A 17185-nucleotide genomic window follows, 5' to 3' on the forward strand; every position below is an offset into this window, starting at 1 on the left:
GTGACTGCTCGACGGACGCGGTTTGTCCGTCGGTGTCTCTCGTGACCGCGCCGAACCGCACAAGAGGTTGGGGAGGACGAGGTGCGGTTGCGGGGCGCGGGCGGTGCCGAAACTCCTCGGCTTCGGCAGTAGCTAGCCTCCTCTCGCTTCCGGCCTTTTCCACGAATTCCACCTACTTTCCCTCCACGCCGACTCTTCTCTCGTCCCGCCTCGAATCCACTACCTTTTTCCTCCGGTACCGACCACCGAGCAAAGACGAATGGTCGCCGAGAAACTCACCGCGCCCGACCCCGAGACCCTCGTCAGCGAGGCGAAGGCCGCCTTTCGGGACGGCGCGATGCTGACCGTGCAGGCCCGCTGTGAAGTCGAGTACGAGGGTCGGACCTCCGGCTATCTGGGGCCGGGCGACCGGATTCTGGTCGCCAAGCCCGACGGGACGTTTCTGGTCCACCAGCCGACCGGCCACAAGCCCGTCAACTGGATGCCCGGCGGCGGGTCGGTCTCGGCGCGCACTAGCGAAGACGAGGCGGTCCTCCTCGCCCGGCGCACCAACCCCAGCGAGCGCGTCGAGGCCCGGATTCTGGAGGCCTACGGGCTGACGCGCTTCGACGCGACCGACGGCGCGACCTACGAGGAGTCGGGCACCGAGGCCGAGATGCACGAGTACATCGAGGAGAATCCCGACGTGCTGGAGGAGGGCCTGCGCATCGTGGAACACGAGCGCGAGTCCAAGTACGGCTTCATCGACTTCTTCGCGCGCGACGAGTCGGGCACCCCGGTCGTCGTGGAGGTCAAGCGGATTCAGGCCACGCTGAACCACTTCGACCAGCTTCAGCGGTACGTCTCGCTGTACGAGGAGACAAACGATACCGTCCGCGGGATGCTGGTCGCGCCCAGCGCCTCCGAGCGCGTCGAGCGGGCGCTCCGGGACAACGGGCTGGAGTTCGTGGAACTCGCGGAGTTCGACACCGACGCCAAGGGCGCGACCGAGGCGAAGTTGACCGACTTCTGACCTCGCGGCTCCGCTGGCCGTCCGAAAGCAACCGCTGGATTTATTTAAAGCACAAATATGTATTTTTAGGAATTAATTATTTATGTCTGTCTCTGTTCCCGTTCGTCTCCGATTCGACCGCGGTTCCCTGTCACGCGCTACCGACCGCCCCGTTCGGAACTGTTTTGTACAGTAACTCGCCTATCCCACAATATTCAATGAACCGAGGAGGTTCGAGCGTATGAGCGACGAACGCGACGCGGACGACCGGTCCGCACCCGACCCCGACCCCGACACCGACGAGCGGTCGCCGTCGGGGGCGGAGCGTCGGTCCTCGCCGGGCGCGGAGAGTCGGTCCCCGTCCGGCGAAGACGGTCGGTCCGCTTCCGACCCGGACGAGGGGTCGATGCCGGACGAGGAGGCGATTCCGGCGGACCCGCACGTCGGACAGGGCCTGCTCGACGTCGACATGGGACCGAGTTCCGCGCTGGCCCACCTCTACCGCGGGGAGATTCACCGGATGAAGCTGTGGCGCGAACGCCTCGACAAGACGACCAACTGGTCGGTCCTCGTCATGGCGGCGATTCTGACGTGGGCGTTCTCCAGCGTCCGCAACCCCCACTACGTCATCCTCGTCGGTGCGGCCACCATCGGCCTCTTCCTGCTGGTCGAGTCCCACCGCTACCGCGCCTACGACGTGTGGCGCTCGCGGGTCCGCTCGCTCCAGGAGAACGTCTGGGCCTACGGTCTCGACCCCTCGAAGGGACTGGTGGACGAGAACTGGCGCACCCACCTCGCCGACGACTACCGCACGCCGACGGTGAAAATCACGGCCGAGGAGGCGCTGGCCCACCGCCTGCGCCGGGTCTACTTCCCGCTGTTCACGGTCTTACTCGGGGCGTGGGTCATCCGCGTCACCGCGTTCGACCCCCTCTCGTGGCCAGCGAGCGCGGCCATCGGCCAGATTCCGGGCCTCGTCGTGACTGCAATCGTGTTGTTGGTCTACGCCGCGGCGGTCGTGGTCGCCTTCCGACCCCGGACGTGGCACGCCCGCGACGAACTCCGGACCGTGGACCTCCGGAAGAAGCGGTAGTCGGCCACTGCCGAGGACCTCGGGGTCAAGCCCCGAGGCGATTCACATCGGCGAGATGGTCGAGGTCCCGCTGTTCGTCACCCAGGATGGGTCCAGCACGGAAAGTGTCGCCGAGTCGGCAGTACGACTCTTGGGTTTCGAGACCGTCTTTCGACGTGAGATGGCGTATCGCGCGACCGACGACACCCGGCGTGACACGTATCGATGAGCAACAACTGGGCGAAGTGGTTCACCGGCGAAAACTCCCGGATTCCGTGGTTGACCAGACGCCAGCGACTCATCATCGTGTACGCCGTCGCCCTCGTCTCGGTGATTCTGTTCTACAGCGTCCTCTACAACTACGGGATGCGGACCCTGGAGGGTCACGACCACTCGCTGTTCCGGTCGTTGCAGACCGTGGTCGAGACGATGACCACGACCGGGTACGGCGCGGATTCGCCGTGGTCGTCGCCGCTGATGAACGTGTTCGTCGTTTTCATGCAGTTGACCGGCGTGGCCATCGGGTTCGCCACGCTCCGCGTGCTGGTCATCCCGCTGTTCGAGCGCGCGCCCCTCGACCTCAGCGACCGCTTGACCGCCAAGGACGACCACGTCATCGTCTGCGAGTACCGCCGGGACACCGGCGTCCTGCTCGAGGAACTGGAGCGGTTGAACATCGACTACGTGCTGGTCGAGTCCGACACCGACGAGGCCAAGCAACTCTCCGACGACGGGTATCAGGCGATTCACGGCGACCCCGAGACGGTCGAGACGCTCGAACGCGCGATGATAGACGAGGCCGAGACGCTCGTCACCGACGCGGGCGACCGGAACACGAGCGTCGTGCTGACCGCCCGCCGACTCAAAGCGGACCTCCGGACCATCGCGTTTACCGACACACCGACCCACGAGGGGGCGCTCAAACAGGTCGGTGCCGACACCGTCGCGTCACCCGACGCGCTCATCGGTCGGCGACTGGGCCAGAAGACCAACGCGTGGGCCGAACTGCCCGAGTCGCTCGGCGACGCAACGGTCGGCGACGTTCGAATCGGGGAGGTGCTCGTCCGACGGAGCAGTTCGCTCGCGGGCGTCCGAATCGAAGACACCGTCGTCGCGGAGCACTCGGACCTCACGCTGGTCGGGGCGTGGATAGACGGCAACCTCCGGCTTCCGCCAGACACGACCGAGCGCGTCACGGCGAACTCGGTGCTCATCGTGGTCGGTCCGGAAGAAGCAGTCGAAGACGTGCGCGAACTCGCCGCGGGGGTCCGACCGCCTCGCCATCACTCGAACGTCGTCGTCGCCGGGATGGGTGCCGGGGGACGAGCGGCCGCCGACGCGCTGGGCGAAGGCGTGGACGTGACGACTATCGACCGCGAGGACCGACCCCGAGTGGACGTCGTCGGCGACCTCGGTGACCCCGAGACGCTCGAAGTCGCGGGTATCGAGGACGCGAGCGCCCTCATCGTGACCGTCGAGGACGACTCGACCGCGCTCCTCGTGGTGGCCATCGCGCGGACGCTGACCGACGACCTCGAGATACTGGTTCGGGTGGACGACACCGCGAAGTCGCCCGCCGCGTTCGACGCCGGGGCCGACTACGTCCTCTCGACACAGCGGGTCAGCGCCCGACTGCTGGCCAGAGAGCTGCGCGGCGAGGAGGTCCTCACGCCGGTCAGCCAGCTCCGGGTTATCCGAACCGCCGCTGGGCCATTCGCCGGGGAGTCGCTGGGCGAGGTCCGGCGCGAGACCGAAGACGGCTACGTCTTCGTCGGAATCGAGCGCGACGGCGAGTTCGTCGCGGACGGGGCGACTCGCATCGAGCGCGACGACCGACTGATAGTCGCCGGAACCGACGCGACCATCCGGGAGTTCGAGCGCCAGTTCGCGTGAGTTTTTGACCTGCATCAACGCCCTTTTCGCCCCGACTTGCCTACGATTCGCCAATGACTGGTGCCATCGAAGTCGAGAATCTTCGCAAACAGTACGAGGGAGTGCAGGCGCTCGACGGCGTGTCGCTGTCGGTTCCGGAGGGGAGTTTCTTCGGCCTGCTGGGACCTAACGGCGCTGGCAAGACGACGTTCATCAACATCCTCGTCGGACTGGTCCGGCGGTCGGGCGGCCGGGCCGAGGTGTTCGGTCACGACGTCGAAGACGACTACCGGGAGGCGCGGGACGCCATCGGTCTCGCGCCACAGGAGTTCAACGTCGACCACTTCTTCCCGATTCGTGAAGTGCTGGAACACAAGGCCGGATACCACGGGATTCCGGCGAGTGAGGCCGCGGAGCGCGCCGACGAGGTGTTGAAGCAGGTCGGCATCTACGAGAAGCGCGACACCCGATTCAACTGGCTCTCTGGGGGAATGAAGCGCCGGTTCATGCTCGCTCGGGCGCTCATCACCGACCCGGACCTGCTGATTCTGGACGAACCGACCGCCGGGGTGGACGTACAACTGCGCCACGACCTCTGGGACCTCATCACGGAACTCAACGAGTCGGGGACCACGATTCTGCTCACGACCCACTACATCGAGGAGGCCGAGCGCCTCTGCGACGAGGTGGCGATTCTGGACTCCGGGAACCTCCTGACCGTCGCCACCCCGGAGGAGCTGATGGACCGCGGCCCGGACAAGATTCGGGTCACGCTCCGGAATCCGCCGGTCGGAACGCCCGACATGCCGATGCTCCGAGGCGGCGGCGCGGGAAGCGAGGACCGAATCGAGGCGGTCGAGATGGACGGCGACCAGTTGGTCGTCACCGCCACGCAGGGCGGACTGGTCGCGCCGGACCTCGTTCGGGCGCTCGACCGCGCGGGTCACGAAATCGTGAACTTCGACATTTCGCGGACCTCGCTGGAGGAGGTCTTCGTGGACATGACCCGCGAGGGCGGAAGCGACCAGGAGTCCGCCGAGGCGGTCGCGGCGGACGGGGGTGAGCGACAATGAGCCGACTGGCCGGGCTCACGGGCTTCAAGACCCTCGCGCGCCGCGAGATTCTGCGCTTCCTCCGGCGGCCACGCAACACCTTCGTCCCGCCGTTCGTGACCAACGTGCTGTATTTCTCGGTGTTCGGGGTCATTCTGGGCGACCGCGTGGGCGAAATCAGCATCGGCGCGAGTACGGAGCCGATTCCCTACATCCTGTTCATCCTGCCCGGTCTGGTCGTGCTGGGAGCCATCTCGAACGCCTTCGAGAACGCCTCCTTTTCCATCTTCCACGGGCGGTGGAACGACTACATCGAGGAGACGCTGACCTCGCCGATGTCCTACTCGCGGATGGTCGTCGCCTACATCGTCGCGGGCGCGACGCGGGGCCTGCTGGTCGGCGGCCTCATCGCGGTCATCGGCGCGTTCTTCACCCCGGTCGGGGTCGCCCAACCGCTCTATCTGGTCGCGTTCGCGCTGGTCATCACGCTCCTGTTCTCCAGCTTCGGCGTCGTGGGCGGTCTCTGGGCCGACGACTGGGACAACCTCACCATGATGAACCAGTTCATCGTCCGACCGCTGGTCTTCTTCGGCGGGGTGTTCTACGCGGTCCGAGAGCTTCCCTCGCCGTATCAGGAACTCTCTATGCTGAATCCGATGGTCTACATGGTCAACGGCGTCCGGTACGGCTTCTTGGGCGTCTCGGAGGTAGACCCGAACTGGTCGCTGGCGGTCCTCTCGGGGCTGACCGCGGCCATTCTGGCGCTCGACATCGTGCTGTTCAAGCGCGGATACGGGCTGACGGACTGAGAGACGAGTTCGGGCGAGAAGCGGTTCGGGCGAGAAGCGGTTCGGGCGCGGTCGATTCTCCTCGAATCCTCCGGCAACCCGGCGTTTCGGTTCTGTCGCCCGAGTAAGCTCTCGTTTCGGCGACCTTCGTGGTGTTTCTACTGCGCTACTCTCCTGACTGGCACGAACCTTCCTCGTAGGGCCACCGCCCGCCGCGTTTGAGTTCCTGCACGTAGCCCTCGTCGATGGTGTCCCGAATCTCCTCGCGGGACTTGTGGGGTATCTCCCGGCCGTCGTCGGCGACTTCGAGGACCGATTCGGTGAGCGTGATGGCGACCGCCCGGAGGTCGCGCACGTCGAGTTTGTCGAGCGTGTCGGCGTGGGTGTGGCCCCACCCGCGGCCCGACCCCTCGGACTCGGTGTAGGCCATCACGGCCGGGACGCCCTCTTGGACGAACGCCCACTGGTCGCCGTGGGGGCTGATGGTGTCCCGGCGCGAGAGGGGTGCCCCGAGGTCGTCGGTCACGTCCGCGAAGACCGCCGCGAGCGCGTCGAACTGGTTCGCCATGACGCCGAGGTTTCTGGAGTTGCCCGCGCCGTCCACGTTGACGACCGCCTTCACCGAATCGAGGTCGTTGCTCTCGGCCCAGTGGTACGCGCCCCAGAGGCCGATTTCTTCGGAGCCGAAGGTGACGAGGCGGACGCGAGTGTCCAAGTCGTCCTCGACCTGCGCGAGCAGGCGGCCGACTTCGGCGACCAGCACCGACCCCGCGCCGTTGTCGTTGGCCCCCTCGCTGATGTCGTGGGCGTCCACGTGGGCGGTGACGAGGACTTCGGAGTCTGCCTCAGCAGGACCGACCACGGCCTCGACGTTCCGCGAGGAGGTCTCCTCGTTTCGGCACTCGACCGAGAGGGTGGCGCGGGCCTCGTCGTCGGCGCAGTAGCGCGCCAGCCTCGCCCCGACCTCGGCGGAGACCCCGACCGCGGGAATCGGGCCGGGCCGGTTGTGGTAGCCGATTTCGCCGGTCGGCGGCAGGCACCCCTCGACGTGATTCCGGAAGATGAACCCTTCTGCCCCGGCCTCGGCGGCCGCGACGTACTTCTCCATCCGGTGAATCCAGCGACCGTGACTCTCGGGCGTCTCGCTGGAGGCCATCGCAATCTTGCCCTCCACGTCGGCGTCCTCGAACTCCTCGGGCGTGCCGTAGCCCACGTCCACGACCTCGCCCTCGGCGTCTCCGGCGGGCGTGCCGGGCAGGGCGATGACCTCGTGGCTGGCGTCGTAGCGTCGCGGGTGCGGGTCGGCGAGTTCGAGTTCGGAGGAGCCGCGCCACCAGCCCGGAATCTCGAACTCGTCGATTTCGACCTCGCGGAGTCCGGCCTCCTCGAAGGCCTCGGCGATTACCTCCGCCCCAACGCGTTCGCCCTCTTGGCCAGCCATCCGGTTGCCGACTTCGACTAACTCCTCGAGGGTCTCCCACGCGAACTGGCTGGTGTAAGCGTCGCCGACGACTGCATTGGGTAATCGTGACATAGTGAGTGAACTGGGGTCGGTGAGTCCCAAGAAGGTGTGGGTGTCGGAAATGGGGGAACTCGGAGTAACCACTCTTGATTTGCTTCGGCCGGTGAACCAACCCCGCCCTCGGCGGACTGAAAGGGCGAGCGGGGTTCGCGGCCGAAGGCCATGGTCGTCTCAGCGACCCCTATCCGAAGATGAGTCGAGCGAAGCGAGACGAATCGAGGATATGTCGCTGAGCGACCGCGAACCGCGCGAGGGCTTTCGAGACCACAATTGCTTCTTCGAGTTCTCCGAACTTTCTCAACCCATTCCCGTAACACAAGCGCATCGACAGAAGAAGTCGAGAAGTAGCTAGCTTCAGGCTTGAGCCGAGGAGTCCCCCGCAATCGCCCCGCACAGCACCGCACCTCGTCCTCCCCAGCCTCCTCGGTCGCTTCGCTCCCTCGTCCCTCGCGCGAGGGACACGCGCAGTTCTGCGCGTGCCCCCACGCGCCGAGTCGAATTCTCTTCCTATCCTCCGACTTTATCCCATTCGCCACCGTTACCTACCAGTCGCCAACGTCTCCAACGCGTTCGAAATCGCGTTCAGAACCTCCTCCTGTCCTTCGATGCCGTGGCGGTCGGCCAGCCACGTCGGGTCGTTGTAGGTCACGTTGGTCGTCCCGTCCTCGGCCTCCCAGACCAGCAGTTTTTGAGGTAGGTCGATACCGGCGGTCTGGCTGACCTGCATCAGTTGCGTGCCGAGGTTGGGATTCCCGAACAGGACCAGCGAGGTCGGTCGCAGGTCGAGACCCGCGTTCTGAGCGTTGCGCGCGTGGTCGATGGTCGTCACGAGGATGAGGTCGTCGTTGTCCTCGATGTCTGTCTCGATTCGCTCGACGGTCGCGCCGACGCTCTCGTCGCTCTCGACCGTGACGAGGCCCGACTCTGCGCCACCGTCAGACTCCTCTGTCGTTGTTTGAGTAGTTTCTTGATTGCTCTTCCGATTGTTCTGGTTGCTTCCTCGGCGGTCGGACTCGTCTGCGGCCGCGGTGCCAGCGAGCGTGAGGCCCGCTCCGGCGAGCGCAGCCCTGAGAAACCGGCGTCGCTCCGTTTCGTTCATGACTCGCCGAGGAGACGACGCTCCGACGGAAAGTTATCCGGACGCTTCGGACGCAGAACTCTTGATTTCGATAGTGGAGCGTCGAGAAAGCGGGCGTTTCGGGGTTACTCGTCGGCGAGCGCATCGTAGATTTCGCGGTGGGCGTCGCGGTCGTTCTGCGCGATTTCGAGGAGACGGTCCTCGGGAGTGTCGCTGAATCCTCGCCGAGATTCGACTGCAGTCAGTTCCGAGAGGTATTCGACCGTCGCGTTTTCCGCCAGTAAGTCCTCGCGGACGCCGAAGAGTTTCAGCATGGCGCGCACGTCGTCGCCGTAGTCGAATCGGTACCCGTTGACTGCGAGAAAGACGCTGGTCGTGTTGAGTGCCGTCCGCTTGTTTCCGTCTACGAAAGGGTGGTTTGCGACTACCAATCGGAGGAGATGAAACGCTTTCTCGTGGACGGATTCCGGAACTTCTCCGAAGTACCCGTGTTCGATGAAGTCGAGTGCGAACTGAACCTGTCGTTCGGTTCGAACGCCGCGCTCGCTGTCCGGATACTCGGTGAGAATCCCGTCGTGGACCGCGAGAACGTCTTCAGTCGAAGGATACCAGTTTTCGGCGTCTCTGCCAGTCATTCGGAGCTACTTCGTCCGGACTCGTTTTAAATCCCGACTAAATACACGACTTCGACTACTCCTCCCACGGTTCCCCGCCCTGCTGGTCGCCGAACAGCTCGCGCATCAGCGTCACGATGCTCTCGGGCGGGAACTGGCCGCGCTCGGTCACGATGGCGTCCACGTAGCGGGGCGGCGTCACGTCGAAGGCCGGGTTCTCGACCGTCAGTCCCTCGCCCCCGAGGTCGCCGTTGATGTCGCGCTCCTCGGCTTCGGTGAGGACCTCGCGCTCGTCGCGCATCTCGATTTCGACGGTGTGGCCCGTCATCGTATCCGGATGGAGTTTGAGCGTCTGGGCCGCGACCATGATGGGGACGCCCCGTTCGCGGGCGTTGACCGCGAGGCCGGAGGTCCCGATTTTGTTGATGACCGACCCGTCGGCCGCGATGGAGTCGGCCCCGACCAGCACGTGGTCGGCGTCGTCCAGATACCGCCGGGCGGCGTTGTCCACGACGAGGGTGACGGGCACGTCCCACTCGCGCAACTGCTCGGCGGTGATGTGGCCCTGCTTGCGCGGCCGGGTCTCCTTGACGATGGCGCTTACGTCCTTGCCTTGGTCCAAGGCCTTCTCGACGCACGAGAGGGCGTCGGTCGAGTGGCAGTGGGTCATCACGGTATCGCCGTCTCGGAGGCGGTTGGCTCCGATTCGCCCGAGGTTGTCCTGCGCTTGGTCGAGTTCGCGCTGGAACTCGTGGGCGCTCTCGACGACGCCCTCGCGGAGTTCCGACACCGTCTCGCCCGCCATCCCGCGGAGGACGTACCGGAGCGCGTTGGGGAGGCTGACCGCGGTCGGTCGGGTCTCTCGGAGTCGGCGACCCGCGGCGCGCATCTCCGCCCGGAAGGCCTCGGGCGAGTCGGCGTCGCTGTCCTCGGCTTGGGCCGCCAGCGCCTCGGCCGCGGCGTCGGCGATGGTCGCCGCGCCGCGAATCTCCATGCTGGCGATGTCGGCCGCCGCCTCCTCGACGCTCTCGTGGAGTTCGGGGTCGGTCTGGCTCATGGCCGGAGAGTACGGGCCATGACCGGAAAAACGAACGGGGTCGTTCGAGAACCTGAAAGAATATAATGAATTTAATGGTGTTTCTGGCACTTACGCGGCCAAACGGCAGACCTTTTATCCTTCTCCCTCGCAGGTCCATACGTTATGAGCTACGACAAGGTGGAAGTCCCCGAAGGCGGGGAGAAGGTTACTGTAGAGAACGACGAACTACAGGTCCCCGAGAACCCCATCATCCCCATGATTCACGGGGACGGCATCGGACAGGACGTCGGTCCGGCCGCCCAGAAGGTACTTCAGAAGGCCGCCGAGGAGACCGGCCGCGACCCCCACTGGATGCGCGTCTACGCCGGACAGAGCGCCCGGGACAAGTACGGCGAGGACGTCAACCTGCCCGACGAGACGGTCGAGGCCCTCCGCGAACACCGCGTGGCCATCAAGGGTCCGCTCACGACCCCCGTCGGCGCTGGCTTCCGCTCGCTGAACGTCGCGCTCCGCCAGACGCTCGACCTCTACGCGAACGTCCGACCGACCTACTACCTCGACGGCGTCCCGTCCCCGATGAAAGCGCCCGAGGAGATGGACATGGTCACCTTCCGCGAGAACACCGAGGACGTCTACGCGGGCATCGAGTGGGAGCAGGGCACCGAGGAGGTCGAGAAGGTCCGGAACTTCGTCGAGGACGAGATGGGCTTCGACGAGACGATGCACGAGGGTCCCATCGGCCTCGGTCTCAAGCCCATCTCCGAGAAGGGTAGCAAGCGTCTCGTCCGCGAGGCCATCGACTACGCCATCGAGAACGACCGCGACAAGGTCACGCTGGTCCACAAGGGCAACATCATGAAGTTCACCGAGGGCCAGTTCGGCACGTGGGGCATGGAGGTCGCCGACGAGGAGTACCCCGACGACGAGGTCTTCGCCGCGCCCGACTCCCTCTGGGAAGAGCAGGACGAGGTCGACATCCCGGAGGACGCCGTCATGGTCGAGGAGCGCCTCGCCGACGCGATGCTCCAGTGGATGCAGCTGCGCACCGACGAGTTCGACGTCCTCGCCATGCCGAACCTCAACGGCGACTACCTCTCGGACGCCGCAGGTGCCCAAATCGGCGGTCTGGGCATCGCGCCCGGCGCGAACTTCGGCGAACACCGCTGTCTGGCCGAACCGGTCCACGGCTCGGCACCCAAGCGCGCCGGACAGGACAAAGCTAACCCGACCGCGCTCATCCTCTCGGGGCGGCTCCTGTTCGAGTACCTCGGCTGGGACGACACCGGCAAGCTCATCCGCGACGCCGTCGAGGAAACCATCTCCTCGGGCACCGTCACCTACGACCTCGCCCGTCAGCGCGAGGACGCCGAAAAGGTCTCGACCACCGAGTACGCCGAGGCCATCTGCGACAACATCGAAGACCTCGCCTAAAGCGCCCGAAGTCCACTTCAGCACGTTCGCTTCGCCTTTCTTTTCGCGTCTCGCTTGCACCGCCAGTCCCGCAAACAGCTCACCAGTCAGCCCGACAACCGTTTCCTCGAACCGACTCCGACGTTAAATTCCGTGATGGAGAGATTTATAAAACTCCACGTGAGTGGGTCACACATGGGAACCAAAGACGTTTCGGGGAACGCGAGCCGACTCGACAGGTGGCTCGGCGAGTACCTCGACCAGCTACTGCCGTGGAAACGACGCGTGGAGGCGGTCTACTACGAGAAGCGCGCCGAGAGCGCCGAGAACAGCCGCGACTACGAGACCGCCCAGCAGTACTACGACCGGGCGGTCAGCGTCCGAGGTCGCCTCGGCGACAGCGAGCGGGCGGTCGAACTCGGCCTCCGTCTGGCCGAGGTGGCCCAGAAGAACGACAACCCCGAGGTGGCGAAACGCCACTACGAGCGCGTGGTCGAACTTCACGCCCGGCGGGAGAACGCCGAGGGCGCGCTCGACGCTCTCGAACCGATGCTCGACATCCTCGACGCCGAGCAGCAGGACGACGAACTCGCCCAGTGGTGGGGCCACGCCCTGATGGTTCTGGGCAAGGCCGACCCCGGCGAAATCTCGAACGAGCGCCGGGAACGGCTCATCCAACAGTACGCCGACCAGATTTACAACGAGGACAGCGTCGGACGCCTCTACGGCTTCGCGCTCAACCGACTGCTCGCTGGCGAAGACGACAGCGGCGCGGACCTGCTGGAGGCGACGTGGGACCGCAAGGACGTGGTCCGCGAACAGGTCGGCCAGTTCCGGGTCCTCCTCGCGGCGGGCGTCGGTCTGGTCGCCCACGCCGAAATCGCCGGAGAGGACGTGGACCGCGAGGAGATTCTGGAGTTCGTCGCGGACCACCGCGGGAAACTCTCCGCGGCCGCCGAGGCGCTCTTTGAGCAGCTCCACGAGGGCGAGACCGACACCGACCCGGCCGACCTCAAATCCGGCGTCGGCCCCGACGACGAGGTGGAACTCCGCGAAATCGAGGCGCAAGTCTTCGGGGAGTTCCTCGAAGCACTGGACGACTGAGCGTTCCGGCGATTTTTCGATAGGTCAGCGGAATGCCGACAGAGTCACCGGAACTCGCGGTGGAGCGCCATCCCCTCGGATTCTAACACCCCACCGACGACCGGTATCTCGCACCACCGGCGTTCGAAGATTTCGCCGCACGGAACTCCTTCGGGGCCGTCGAACGCTTCCCCGAGGCATTCGGACTGCTCCGCCTGTAGACGACGCCGCCGAGGCCCGCGATGGCGATGCCGCCAGCGCACATCGGGCAGGGTTCGGTGCTAGTGTACATCACGGCCTCGGCGCGAGCGTCGGCGTCGAGTTCGCGGGCCGCGCGGCGGGCCAGCGTGAGTTCCGGATGGAGCGCGATGTCGTCGTCGGTGTTCTCGCGGTTGGTCTCCTCCATCACGACGTCGCCGTCCCGGACGAGGAGAGACCCGTAGGGTCCGTCGCCACGGTCGCCTGCCTCGCGGGCGAGGTCGATTGCGCGGCGGACGTGCGGTTCGTGGTCGAGCGCGTCGAGTTCGGGCATGGCGGAGGGTCGGCCCGGCGGGCGAGAAACGTTCCGGTTCTGGCGAAACTATCGGTCGAGCGGGTATCGGTCGAGAGGCTACCGGTCGATGACCTCGGGACCGACCTGCGAGAGTCTGGTGACGAACTCGGCCTCGCTCGGGAAGACGAAGACCGTCGCGTCGATGCCGTACTCCTCGATGCGGAAGCGCGCGGTGAGGTAGAGGCCGATTTCGGCGGCCGAGAAGATGCGGTGGAGCAGGGTCATCTCGGGGTTCTGGACCGCGACGGGCGTGCCGGTGTCGAAAGGCGTGTCGAAGACGGTCGCCCACTCGTCGACGAACCCGTTTGCCATCATGTTGCAGAGTTCGGTCAGCGCGTCCCGGCCCATCTCGGTCGAGACCACCGACGCGGCGTCCTCGACGGCGCGTTCGAGCATCAGCGAGGCCGCCGCGTTCGCGCTCTTGACGGGGAAGAGAACCAGCACGTGCCCGGCGAAGGGCTTGCGGAGCGGGACGCGCGCCCCGGCCCGGTCCTCGGCACCGAACCGGGAGAGGACGACCTCGGACTCGGCGTGGTCGATGCGAACCTGCTCGGTCTGGACCGTCAAGTCGTCGGCCAGCACTTTGCCGAGTCGCTCCTCGACGCCGTCCACGCCCGCGTCGCCCAGCCAGTTCAGGACCGCGATGGTGTCGAGCGGAATCCAGATCCGGTCGTCGTCATCGTCGGTTCTCGGGAGCGAGTCGGCGTGTGAGGGCGAATCGTCGGTGTCAGTCGAATCAGCAGGGGCGTCTATCGGCTTTGCGGGTTCGAACTCGTCGTCGCGGTCCGCGGCATCCATTGGTCGTTGTGCATCGGTTCCACCGGAGATATAAAACGTTGTTCGCCGCACTCCTCCGCAGGACCGAGATGGGGAACAGCAGAAGCTCCGACCGACGAGGCGCGTTCGAGCGGTCACTGCAAGTGGCGCTTAGCCTCTACCTCGACGACGGTTTCAGTCGTCAAATCGACGACGAACGCGTACACAGTCTCGTTGCTTCCGGGCCGGTTCGCTCTGACGACGGCCTGCGTTTCGGCGGTCGGACTGCGGTCGATGGTGACGGACTTCGAGTCGTCCCCGGTCGAGACGGTTTCGACCGTGAACGTCGCCGCTTGCGATGCATTCGCCGCCGACGCGTTTATGTCGTCTATCTCGATAGTTCGAGCCGAACCGCTGTTCAGCTTCGTGATTGGTTCCACGCTGAGTTCGTATCGGCCCACATCGGCGAGAGCGTGACGGACACTCCGGTTATCCCGAGCAATCGCTATCGCACGGTCGCGCGTTTCGTTTGTCAGCGAGTCGCGCGTTTCCGTTCGAATATGGAACCGGTCGCCGGCGTCGGTTATCGCTATCGTTTCGACGCCGGACAGGTCGTCCATCACGGTAACGTTTCGCCGGTCGTCAGAAAGCGTAACTCCGTCTTCGTCGACGGCGAACGTCACTCCGGGCCCCGTCTCCGAAACCGGTTCGCCGACACCGATGGCAGTTCCGGCCCAAGCCAAGCCAACCCCGAGCGCGGCGAGTCCGACCAGCGTGAGAAGCCGGCGGTAAACGTCTCCGTTCATCGGTTCTAGCGTTGTACGAAAGAACATATCAACGCTGGGGTGAAACACGTTCGAAACGCGTTTCAGTAGCGTTTCAGCCGCATTTGGACGCGGTAAATCGACGGTAATTAGAACCCTCTTAGAATATTGAAATATGATCATGCGGACCCTCCAGAACACGCATCTATTTGCGGCGGCCGTCTTTGTCGCCGCGACGCTCGTCCTCTCCGTACAGTTGATAAATCCGTCGCCGGTGATGGTCTCGGTCGGCGAGAACGGAACGAAGGTCGCCGAGTTGGGGGGCTACTTCGACTACCGCGCCGTGGGTATCGTCACGGTCGCGTCGTGCCTCGTGGGGGCGAGCGGTACGTATCTGCTCGTCGTCGGCGAAACCGCTGTCGAAGCGGGGACTGCTACCGAGAGTTCCGACGGGGAACGCACTACCGAGTCGAGCGGCGAGTTGCTGGAAGCGCGACGGGACGAGTGGAGCGAACGGGCAGAACAACTCGCAGGCAACGAGCAAGTCGTGTACGAGACCGTCCTCGACGCCGACGGCGTCCTCGCACAGAACGAGATCGTCGAACAGACCGACCTCTCGAAGGCGACCGTCAGCAGGGTACTCGACAACTTAGAGAGCAAGAACCTCGCCGAGCGCAAGCGGCGCGGGATGGGGAACGTGGTCATGCTCGAGTGAGGCGAAATCGGTTTCAGCGGTCGTTTCGTCGGTTTTCAGTACGTTTCCAACGGGAAATCAAGTGGTCTTTCGCCTAAGATGAAACCGGAGTGAGGCGGGCGAAACGCGTCGGCTGTGCGCCGACGGCTTCCCCGACTCACTCAGAACGGTAAAAACCATGAAATCGAAGCTACTCGCACTCACGCTCGCGGTCGCCGCGATACTAGCCGTCGGAACCGGTGGTATCGTCGCTACCGACGACGTGAGTTCGGACTCTCCGAACGTCGAACAGCCAGAAGAACCGACCGAAGCGAACGATAGCGCCGAGTACGATGAGCGACTGACCGCCGACGAGTCGTTCCAGATGGACCTGAACGAGAATCAGTTCCAGCAGAGTGGTGACGGCGTCGTCGTGGACCTCGCAGGAGACGAGCAGACGGCCGAAACGACCACCGACGAGAGTGCCGAGTACGACGAGCGACTGACCGCCGACGAGTCGTTCCGAATCGAACTAGGCAAACTCACCCCGTTCGGCGACGAGTTGATTCGAACGGACATCCGCGACGAGTAACGCAACTCGTCCAGTATTCTCGGTCGCTTGCCCGCCACTCCATATTTTTTAATGGTGATAATACCACCGACGATAGCGCGTGCTTCGAAATAAGCAATACAGGCGGTAATCCGGCTAACTGCGGCGATGAATACTCGCGCAGTCGAGAAACAGGGCGGCGGACAAAAAAGAAATTTCGGGGAGTTCGCGTCAGTTGGTGACCGAAAGGTCGCCCGAAACAGCGCGGCTGTTACCGTCAAGGTTGATGATTCCGACGGCAGCGCTGTCCTCCGGGATGCTGACGGGGGCTTCGAGTCGGTACGTACCGCTACCGGTGACTTTGTATCCGTCGAACTCTCCGGTCGCGGTATCGAGGAATCCGAGGGCGACGGTGAGTTCCGGCGAGTAGCTCAGGTCGAAGTCGTAGTACGCACCGCTAGCGATGGCCGGGGAGTTTCCGAACTTCCCTTCGCCGGGTGCGATGTCGAAGCTGAATTCGACCGGCCACGACGCCATCGTCGTGACATCGCCGCCTGCGAGTTCGGTGTCGGCCGAATCGAGGTCCATCTGTACCGCATCAGCGGAGGTCAGCTTCGTCCGCTCTTCGGCCGCGGCCGAACCGACTCCGGTGGCGAGGGCACCGAGGCCCGCGGTGGTCAGGGCACTTTGCTTCACGAACGACCGCCGTGTCTTTTCTGACATGGCAGTAATTAGTTAGAAAAGTATACTATTAAAATTTTCTACAGAATCTAGATAGTTATCTAACACTTACTGAGCGTGGAATTAATGCGGATTGCCCCGACAGTCTCGGCGCGATACCGGCAAGAAGGGGCAGTTACAGCGGTGACGAGACGAAAGCCCACCTGTTTACGAAAGCGGGAAGAGTCCGACCTGCGCCGAGTCAAGTTACTCCGAACGGTCCAGACGTACGACCTGCGGGGTCGTTCCGGACCTGCGACTCGTCGGAGTGAAGTGCGGGAAGAAGTGGGCCGGCGCGAATTCGAACTGGGCAAGACGTTCCGGGATGCTCACTTCGTTGCGCGTCCGGGCCTGCGACTTGCTGGCTCGAATTCGCTCGACTCACGTTTCCCGCACTTCGGATGACTCGCACACGCTACGCGATGCTCGTCGGAGTGAAGTGCGGGAAGAAGTGGGCCGGCGCGAATTCGAACTGGGCAAGACGTTCCGGGATGCTCACTTCGTTGCGCGTCCGGGCCTGCGACTTGCTGGCTCGAATTCGCTCGACTCACGTTTCCCGCACTTCGGATGACTCGCACACGCTACGCGATGCTCGTCGGAGTGAAGTGCGGGAAGAAGTGGGCCGGCGCGAATTCGAACTGGGCAAGA

The 17185-nt window shown here is 64.6% G+C and carries 17 protein-coding genes; 9 read left to right on the top strand and 8 right to left on the bottom strand.

Annotated elements, in window-relative coordinates; translation table 11 throughout:
- The first annotated feature begins 259 nt into the window (after positions 1-259).
- The 5 genes from nucS to EPL01_RS04305 all read left to right on the top strand — a co-directional run bounded on the left by nucS (position 260) and on the right by EPL01_RS04305 (position 5796).
- Entirely contained in the window at positions 260-1012 is a 753-nt protein-coding gene (nucS, locus tag EPL01_RS04285) for an endonuclease NucS (RefSeq protein ID WP_135824027.1), read from the top strand.
- Positions 1013-1397: 385 nt separating this feature from the next.
- A complete protein-coding gene (locus tag EPL01_RS04290; protein ID WP_135824072.1) occupies positions 1398-2084 on the top strand; it encodes a DUF2270 domain-containing protein in 687 nt (228 codons plus the stop codon).
- A 204-nt stretch (positions 2085-2288) separates the two neighbouring features.
- Positions 2289-3956 (top strand): potassium channel family protein, encoded by a 1668-nt coding sequence (locus EPL01_RS04295; protein WP_135824028.1) that lies wholly within the window; start codon positions 2289-2291, stop codon positions 3954-3956.
- A 53-nt stretch (positions 3957-4009) separates the two neighbouring features.
- Positions 4010-5008, top strand: coding sequence for an ABC transporter ATP-binding protein (locus EPL01_RS04300; RefSeq protein WP_135824029.1), 999 nt, complete (start codon positions 4010-4012; stop codon positions 5006-5008).
- Positions 5005-5796, top strand: coding sequence for an ABC transporter permease (locus EPL01_RS04305; RefSeq protein ID WP_135824030.1), 792 nt, complete (start codon positions 5005-5007; stop codon positions 5794-5796). The genes EPL01_RS04300 and EPL01_RS04305 overlap by 4 nt, the downstream gene beginning before the upstream one ends.
- 145 nt (positions 5797-5941) lie before the next feature.
- Here EPL01_RS04305 and EPL01_RS04310 read toward each other — a convergent pair whose 3' ends face one another.
- The 4 genes from EPL01_RS04310 to EPL01_RS04325 all read right to left on the bottom strand — a co-directional run bounded on the left by EPL01_RS04310 (position 5942) and on the right by EPL01_RS04325 (position 10046).
- Positions 5942-7309, bottom strand: a complete 1368-nt coding sequence (locus EPL01_RS04310; protein ID WP_135824031.1) for a M28 family peptidase — start codon at positions 7307-7309, stop codon at positions 5942-5944.
- Between the two features lie 526 nt (positions 7310-7835).
- Positions 7836-8396, bottom strand: a complete 561-nt coding sequence (locus EPL01_RS04315; RefSeq protein WP_135824032.1) for a DUF302 domain-containing protein — start codon at positions 8394-8396, stop codon at positions 7836-7838.
- A gap of 104 nt (positions 8397-8500) precedes the next feature.
- Positions 8501-9010, bottom strand: a complete 510-nt coding sequence (locus EPL01_RS04320) for a type II toxin-antitoxin system death-on-curing family toxin (protein ID WP_135824033.1) — start codon at positions 9008-9010, stop codon at positions 8501-8503.
- A 55-nt stretch (positions 9011-9065) separates the two neighbouring features.
- A complete protein-coding gene (locus tag EPL01_RS04325; RefSeq protein WP_135824034.1) occupies positions 9066-10046 on the bottom strand; it encodes a ribose 1,5-bisphosphate isomerase in 981 nt (326 codons plus the stop codon).
- Between the two features lie 144 nt (positions 10047-10190).
- Between EPL01_RS04325 and icd the strand changes: the two genes are divergently transcribed.
- Both icd and EPL01_RS04335 read left to right on the top strand, forming a co-directional pair.
- Positions 10191-11459, top strand: a complete 1269-nt coding sequence (gene icd / locus EPL01_RS04330; RefSeq protein WP_135824035.1) for an isocitrate dehydrogenase (NADP(+)) — start codon at positions 10191-10193, stop codon at positions 11457-11459.
- Positions 11460-11633: 174 nt separating this feature from the next.
- Positions 11634-12542, top strand: coding sequence for a tetratricopeptide repeat protein (locus EPL01_RS04335; protein ID WP_135824036.1), 909 nt, complete (start codon positions 11634-11636; stop codon positions 12540-12542).
- Between the two features lie 82 nt (positions 12543-12624).
- Here EPL01_RS04335 and EPL01_RS04340 read toward each other — a convergent pair whose 3' ends face one another.
- The 3 genes from EPL01_RS04340 to EPL01_RS04350 form a co-directional block, all read right to left on the bottom strand.
- Positions 12625-13053: a nucleoside deaminase gene (locus EPL01_RS04340; protein ID WP_210424069.1), complete on the bottom strand. Its 429-nt coding sequence runs from the start codon at positions 13051-13053 to the stop codon at positions 12625-12627.
- A gap of 78 nt (positions 13054-13131) precedes the next feature.
- Positions 13132-13872: a chemotaxis protein CheC gene (locus EPL01_RS04345; RefSeq protein WP_135824037.1), complete on the bottom strand. Its 741-nt coding sequence runs from the start codon at positions 13870-13872 to the stop codon at positions 13132-13134.
- 113 nt (positions 13873-13985) lie between these two features.
- A complete protein-coding gene (locus EPL01_RS04350) occupies positions 13986-14636 on the bottom strand; it encodes a hypothetical protein (RefSeq protein ID WP_135824038.1) in 651 nt (216 codons plus the stop codon).
- 133 nt (positions 14637-14769) lie between these two features.
- On the opposite strand from EPL01_RS04350, the gene EPL01_RS04355 reads away from it, so the two are divergent.
- Positions 14770-15309, top strand: coding sequence for a helix-turn-helix transcriptional regulator (locus EPL01_RS04355; protein WP_135824039.1), 540 nt, complete (start codon positions 14770-14772; stop codon positions 15307-15309).
- 157 nt (positions 15310-15466) lie between these two features.
- Positions 15467-15859: a hypothetical protein gene (locus EPL01_RS04360; protein WP_135824040.1), complete on the top strand. Its 393-nt coding sequence runs from the start codon at positions 15467-15469 to the stop codon at positions 15857-15859.
- Positions 15860-16048: 189 nt separating this feature from the next.
- Here the strand turns inward: EPL01_RS04360 and EPL01_RS04365 are convergent, their stop codons facing one another.
- Positions 16049-16540, bottom strand: coding sequence for a hypothetical protein (locus tag EPL01_RS04365; RefSeq protein ID WP_135824041.1), 492 nt, complete (start codon positions 16538-16540; stop codon positions 16049-16051).
- Positions 16541-17185: the final 645 nt, after the last annotated feature.

Source organism: Halorussus ruber (genome assembly GCF_004765785.1).
In the GTDB taxonomy this organism is placed as follows: domain Archaea; phylum Halobacteriota; class Halobacteria; order Halobacteriales; family Haladaptataceae; genus Halorussus; species Halorussus ruber.

Bases quoted from the DNA above. Each gene is read 5' to 3' on its own strand.
- nucS (WP_135824027.1), top strand. From the start codon at position 260: ATGGTCGCCGAGAAACTCACCGCGCCCGACCCCGAGACCCTCGTCAGC.
- EPL01_RS04290 (WP_135824072.1), top strand. From the start codon at position 1,398: ATGCCGGACGAGGAGGCGATTCCGGCGGACCCGCACGTCGGACAGGGC.
- EPL01_RS04295 (WP_135824028.1), top strand. From the start codon at position 2,289: ATGAGCAACAACTGGGCGAAGTGGTTCACCGGCGAAAACTCCCGGATT.
- EPL01_RS04300 (WP_135824029.1), top strand. From the start codon at position 4,010: ATGACTGGTGCCATCGAAGTCGAGAATCTTCGCAAACAGTACGAGGGA.
- EPL01_RS04305 (WP_135824030.1), top strand. From the start codon at position 5,005: ATGAGCCGACTGGCCGGGCTCACGGGCTTCAAGACCCTCGCGCGCCGC.
- EPL01_RS04310 (WP_135824031.1), bottom strand. From the start codon at position 7,309: ATGTCACGATTACCCAATGCAGTCGTCGGCGACGCTTACACCAGCCAG.
- EPL01_RS04315 (WP_135824032.1), bottom strand. From the start codon at position 8,396: ATGAACGAAACGGAGCGACGCCGGTTTCTCAGGGCTGCGCTCGCCGGA.
- EPL01_RS04320 (WP_135824033.1), bottom strand. From the start codon at position 9,010: ATGACTGGCAGAGACGCCGAAAACTGGTATCCTTCGACTGAAGACGTT.
- EPL01_RS04325 (WP_135824034.1), bottom strand. From the start codon at position 10,046: ATGAGCCAGACCGACCCCGAACTCCACGAGAGCGTCGAGGAGGCGGCG.
- icd (WP_135824035.1), top strand. From the start codon at position 10,191: ATGAGCTACGACAAGGTGGAAGTCCCCGAAGGCGGGGAGAAGGTTACT.
- EPL01_RS04335 (WP_135824036.1), top strand. From the start codon at position 11,634: ATGGGAACCAAAGACGTTTCGGGGAACGCGAGCCGACTCGACAGGTGG.
- EPL01_RS04340 (WP_210424069.1), bottom strand. From the start codon at position 13,053: ATGCCCGAACTCGACGCGCTCGACCACGAACCGCACGTCCGCCGCGCA.
- EPL01_RS04345 (WP_135824037.1), bottom strand. From the start codon at position 13,872: ATGGATGCCGCGGACCGCGACGACGAGTTCGAACCCGCAAAGCCGATA.
- EPL01_RS04350 (WP_135824038.1), bottom strand. From the start codon at position 14,636: ATGAACGGAGACGTTTACCGCCGGCTTCTCACGCTGGTCGGACTCGCC.
- EPL01_RS04355 (WP_135824039.1), top strand. From the start codon at position 14,770: ATGATCATGCGGACCCTCCAGAACACGCATCTATTTGCGGCGGCCGTC.
- EPL01_RS04360 (WP_135824040.1), top strand. From the start codon at position 15,467: ATGAAATCGAAGCTACTCGCACTCACGCTCGCGGTCGCCGCGATACTA.
- EPL01_RS04365 (WP_135824041.1), bottom strand. From the start codon at position 16,540: ATGTCAGAAAAGACACGGCGGTCGTTCGTGAAGCAAAGTGCCCTGACC.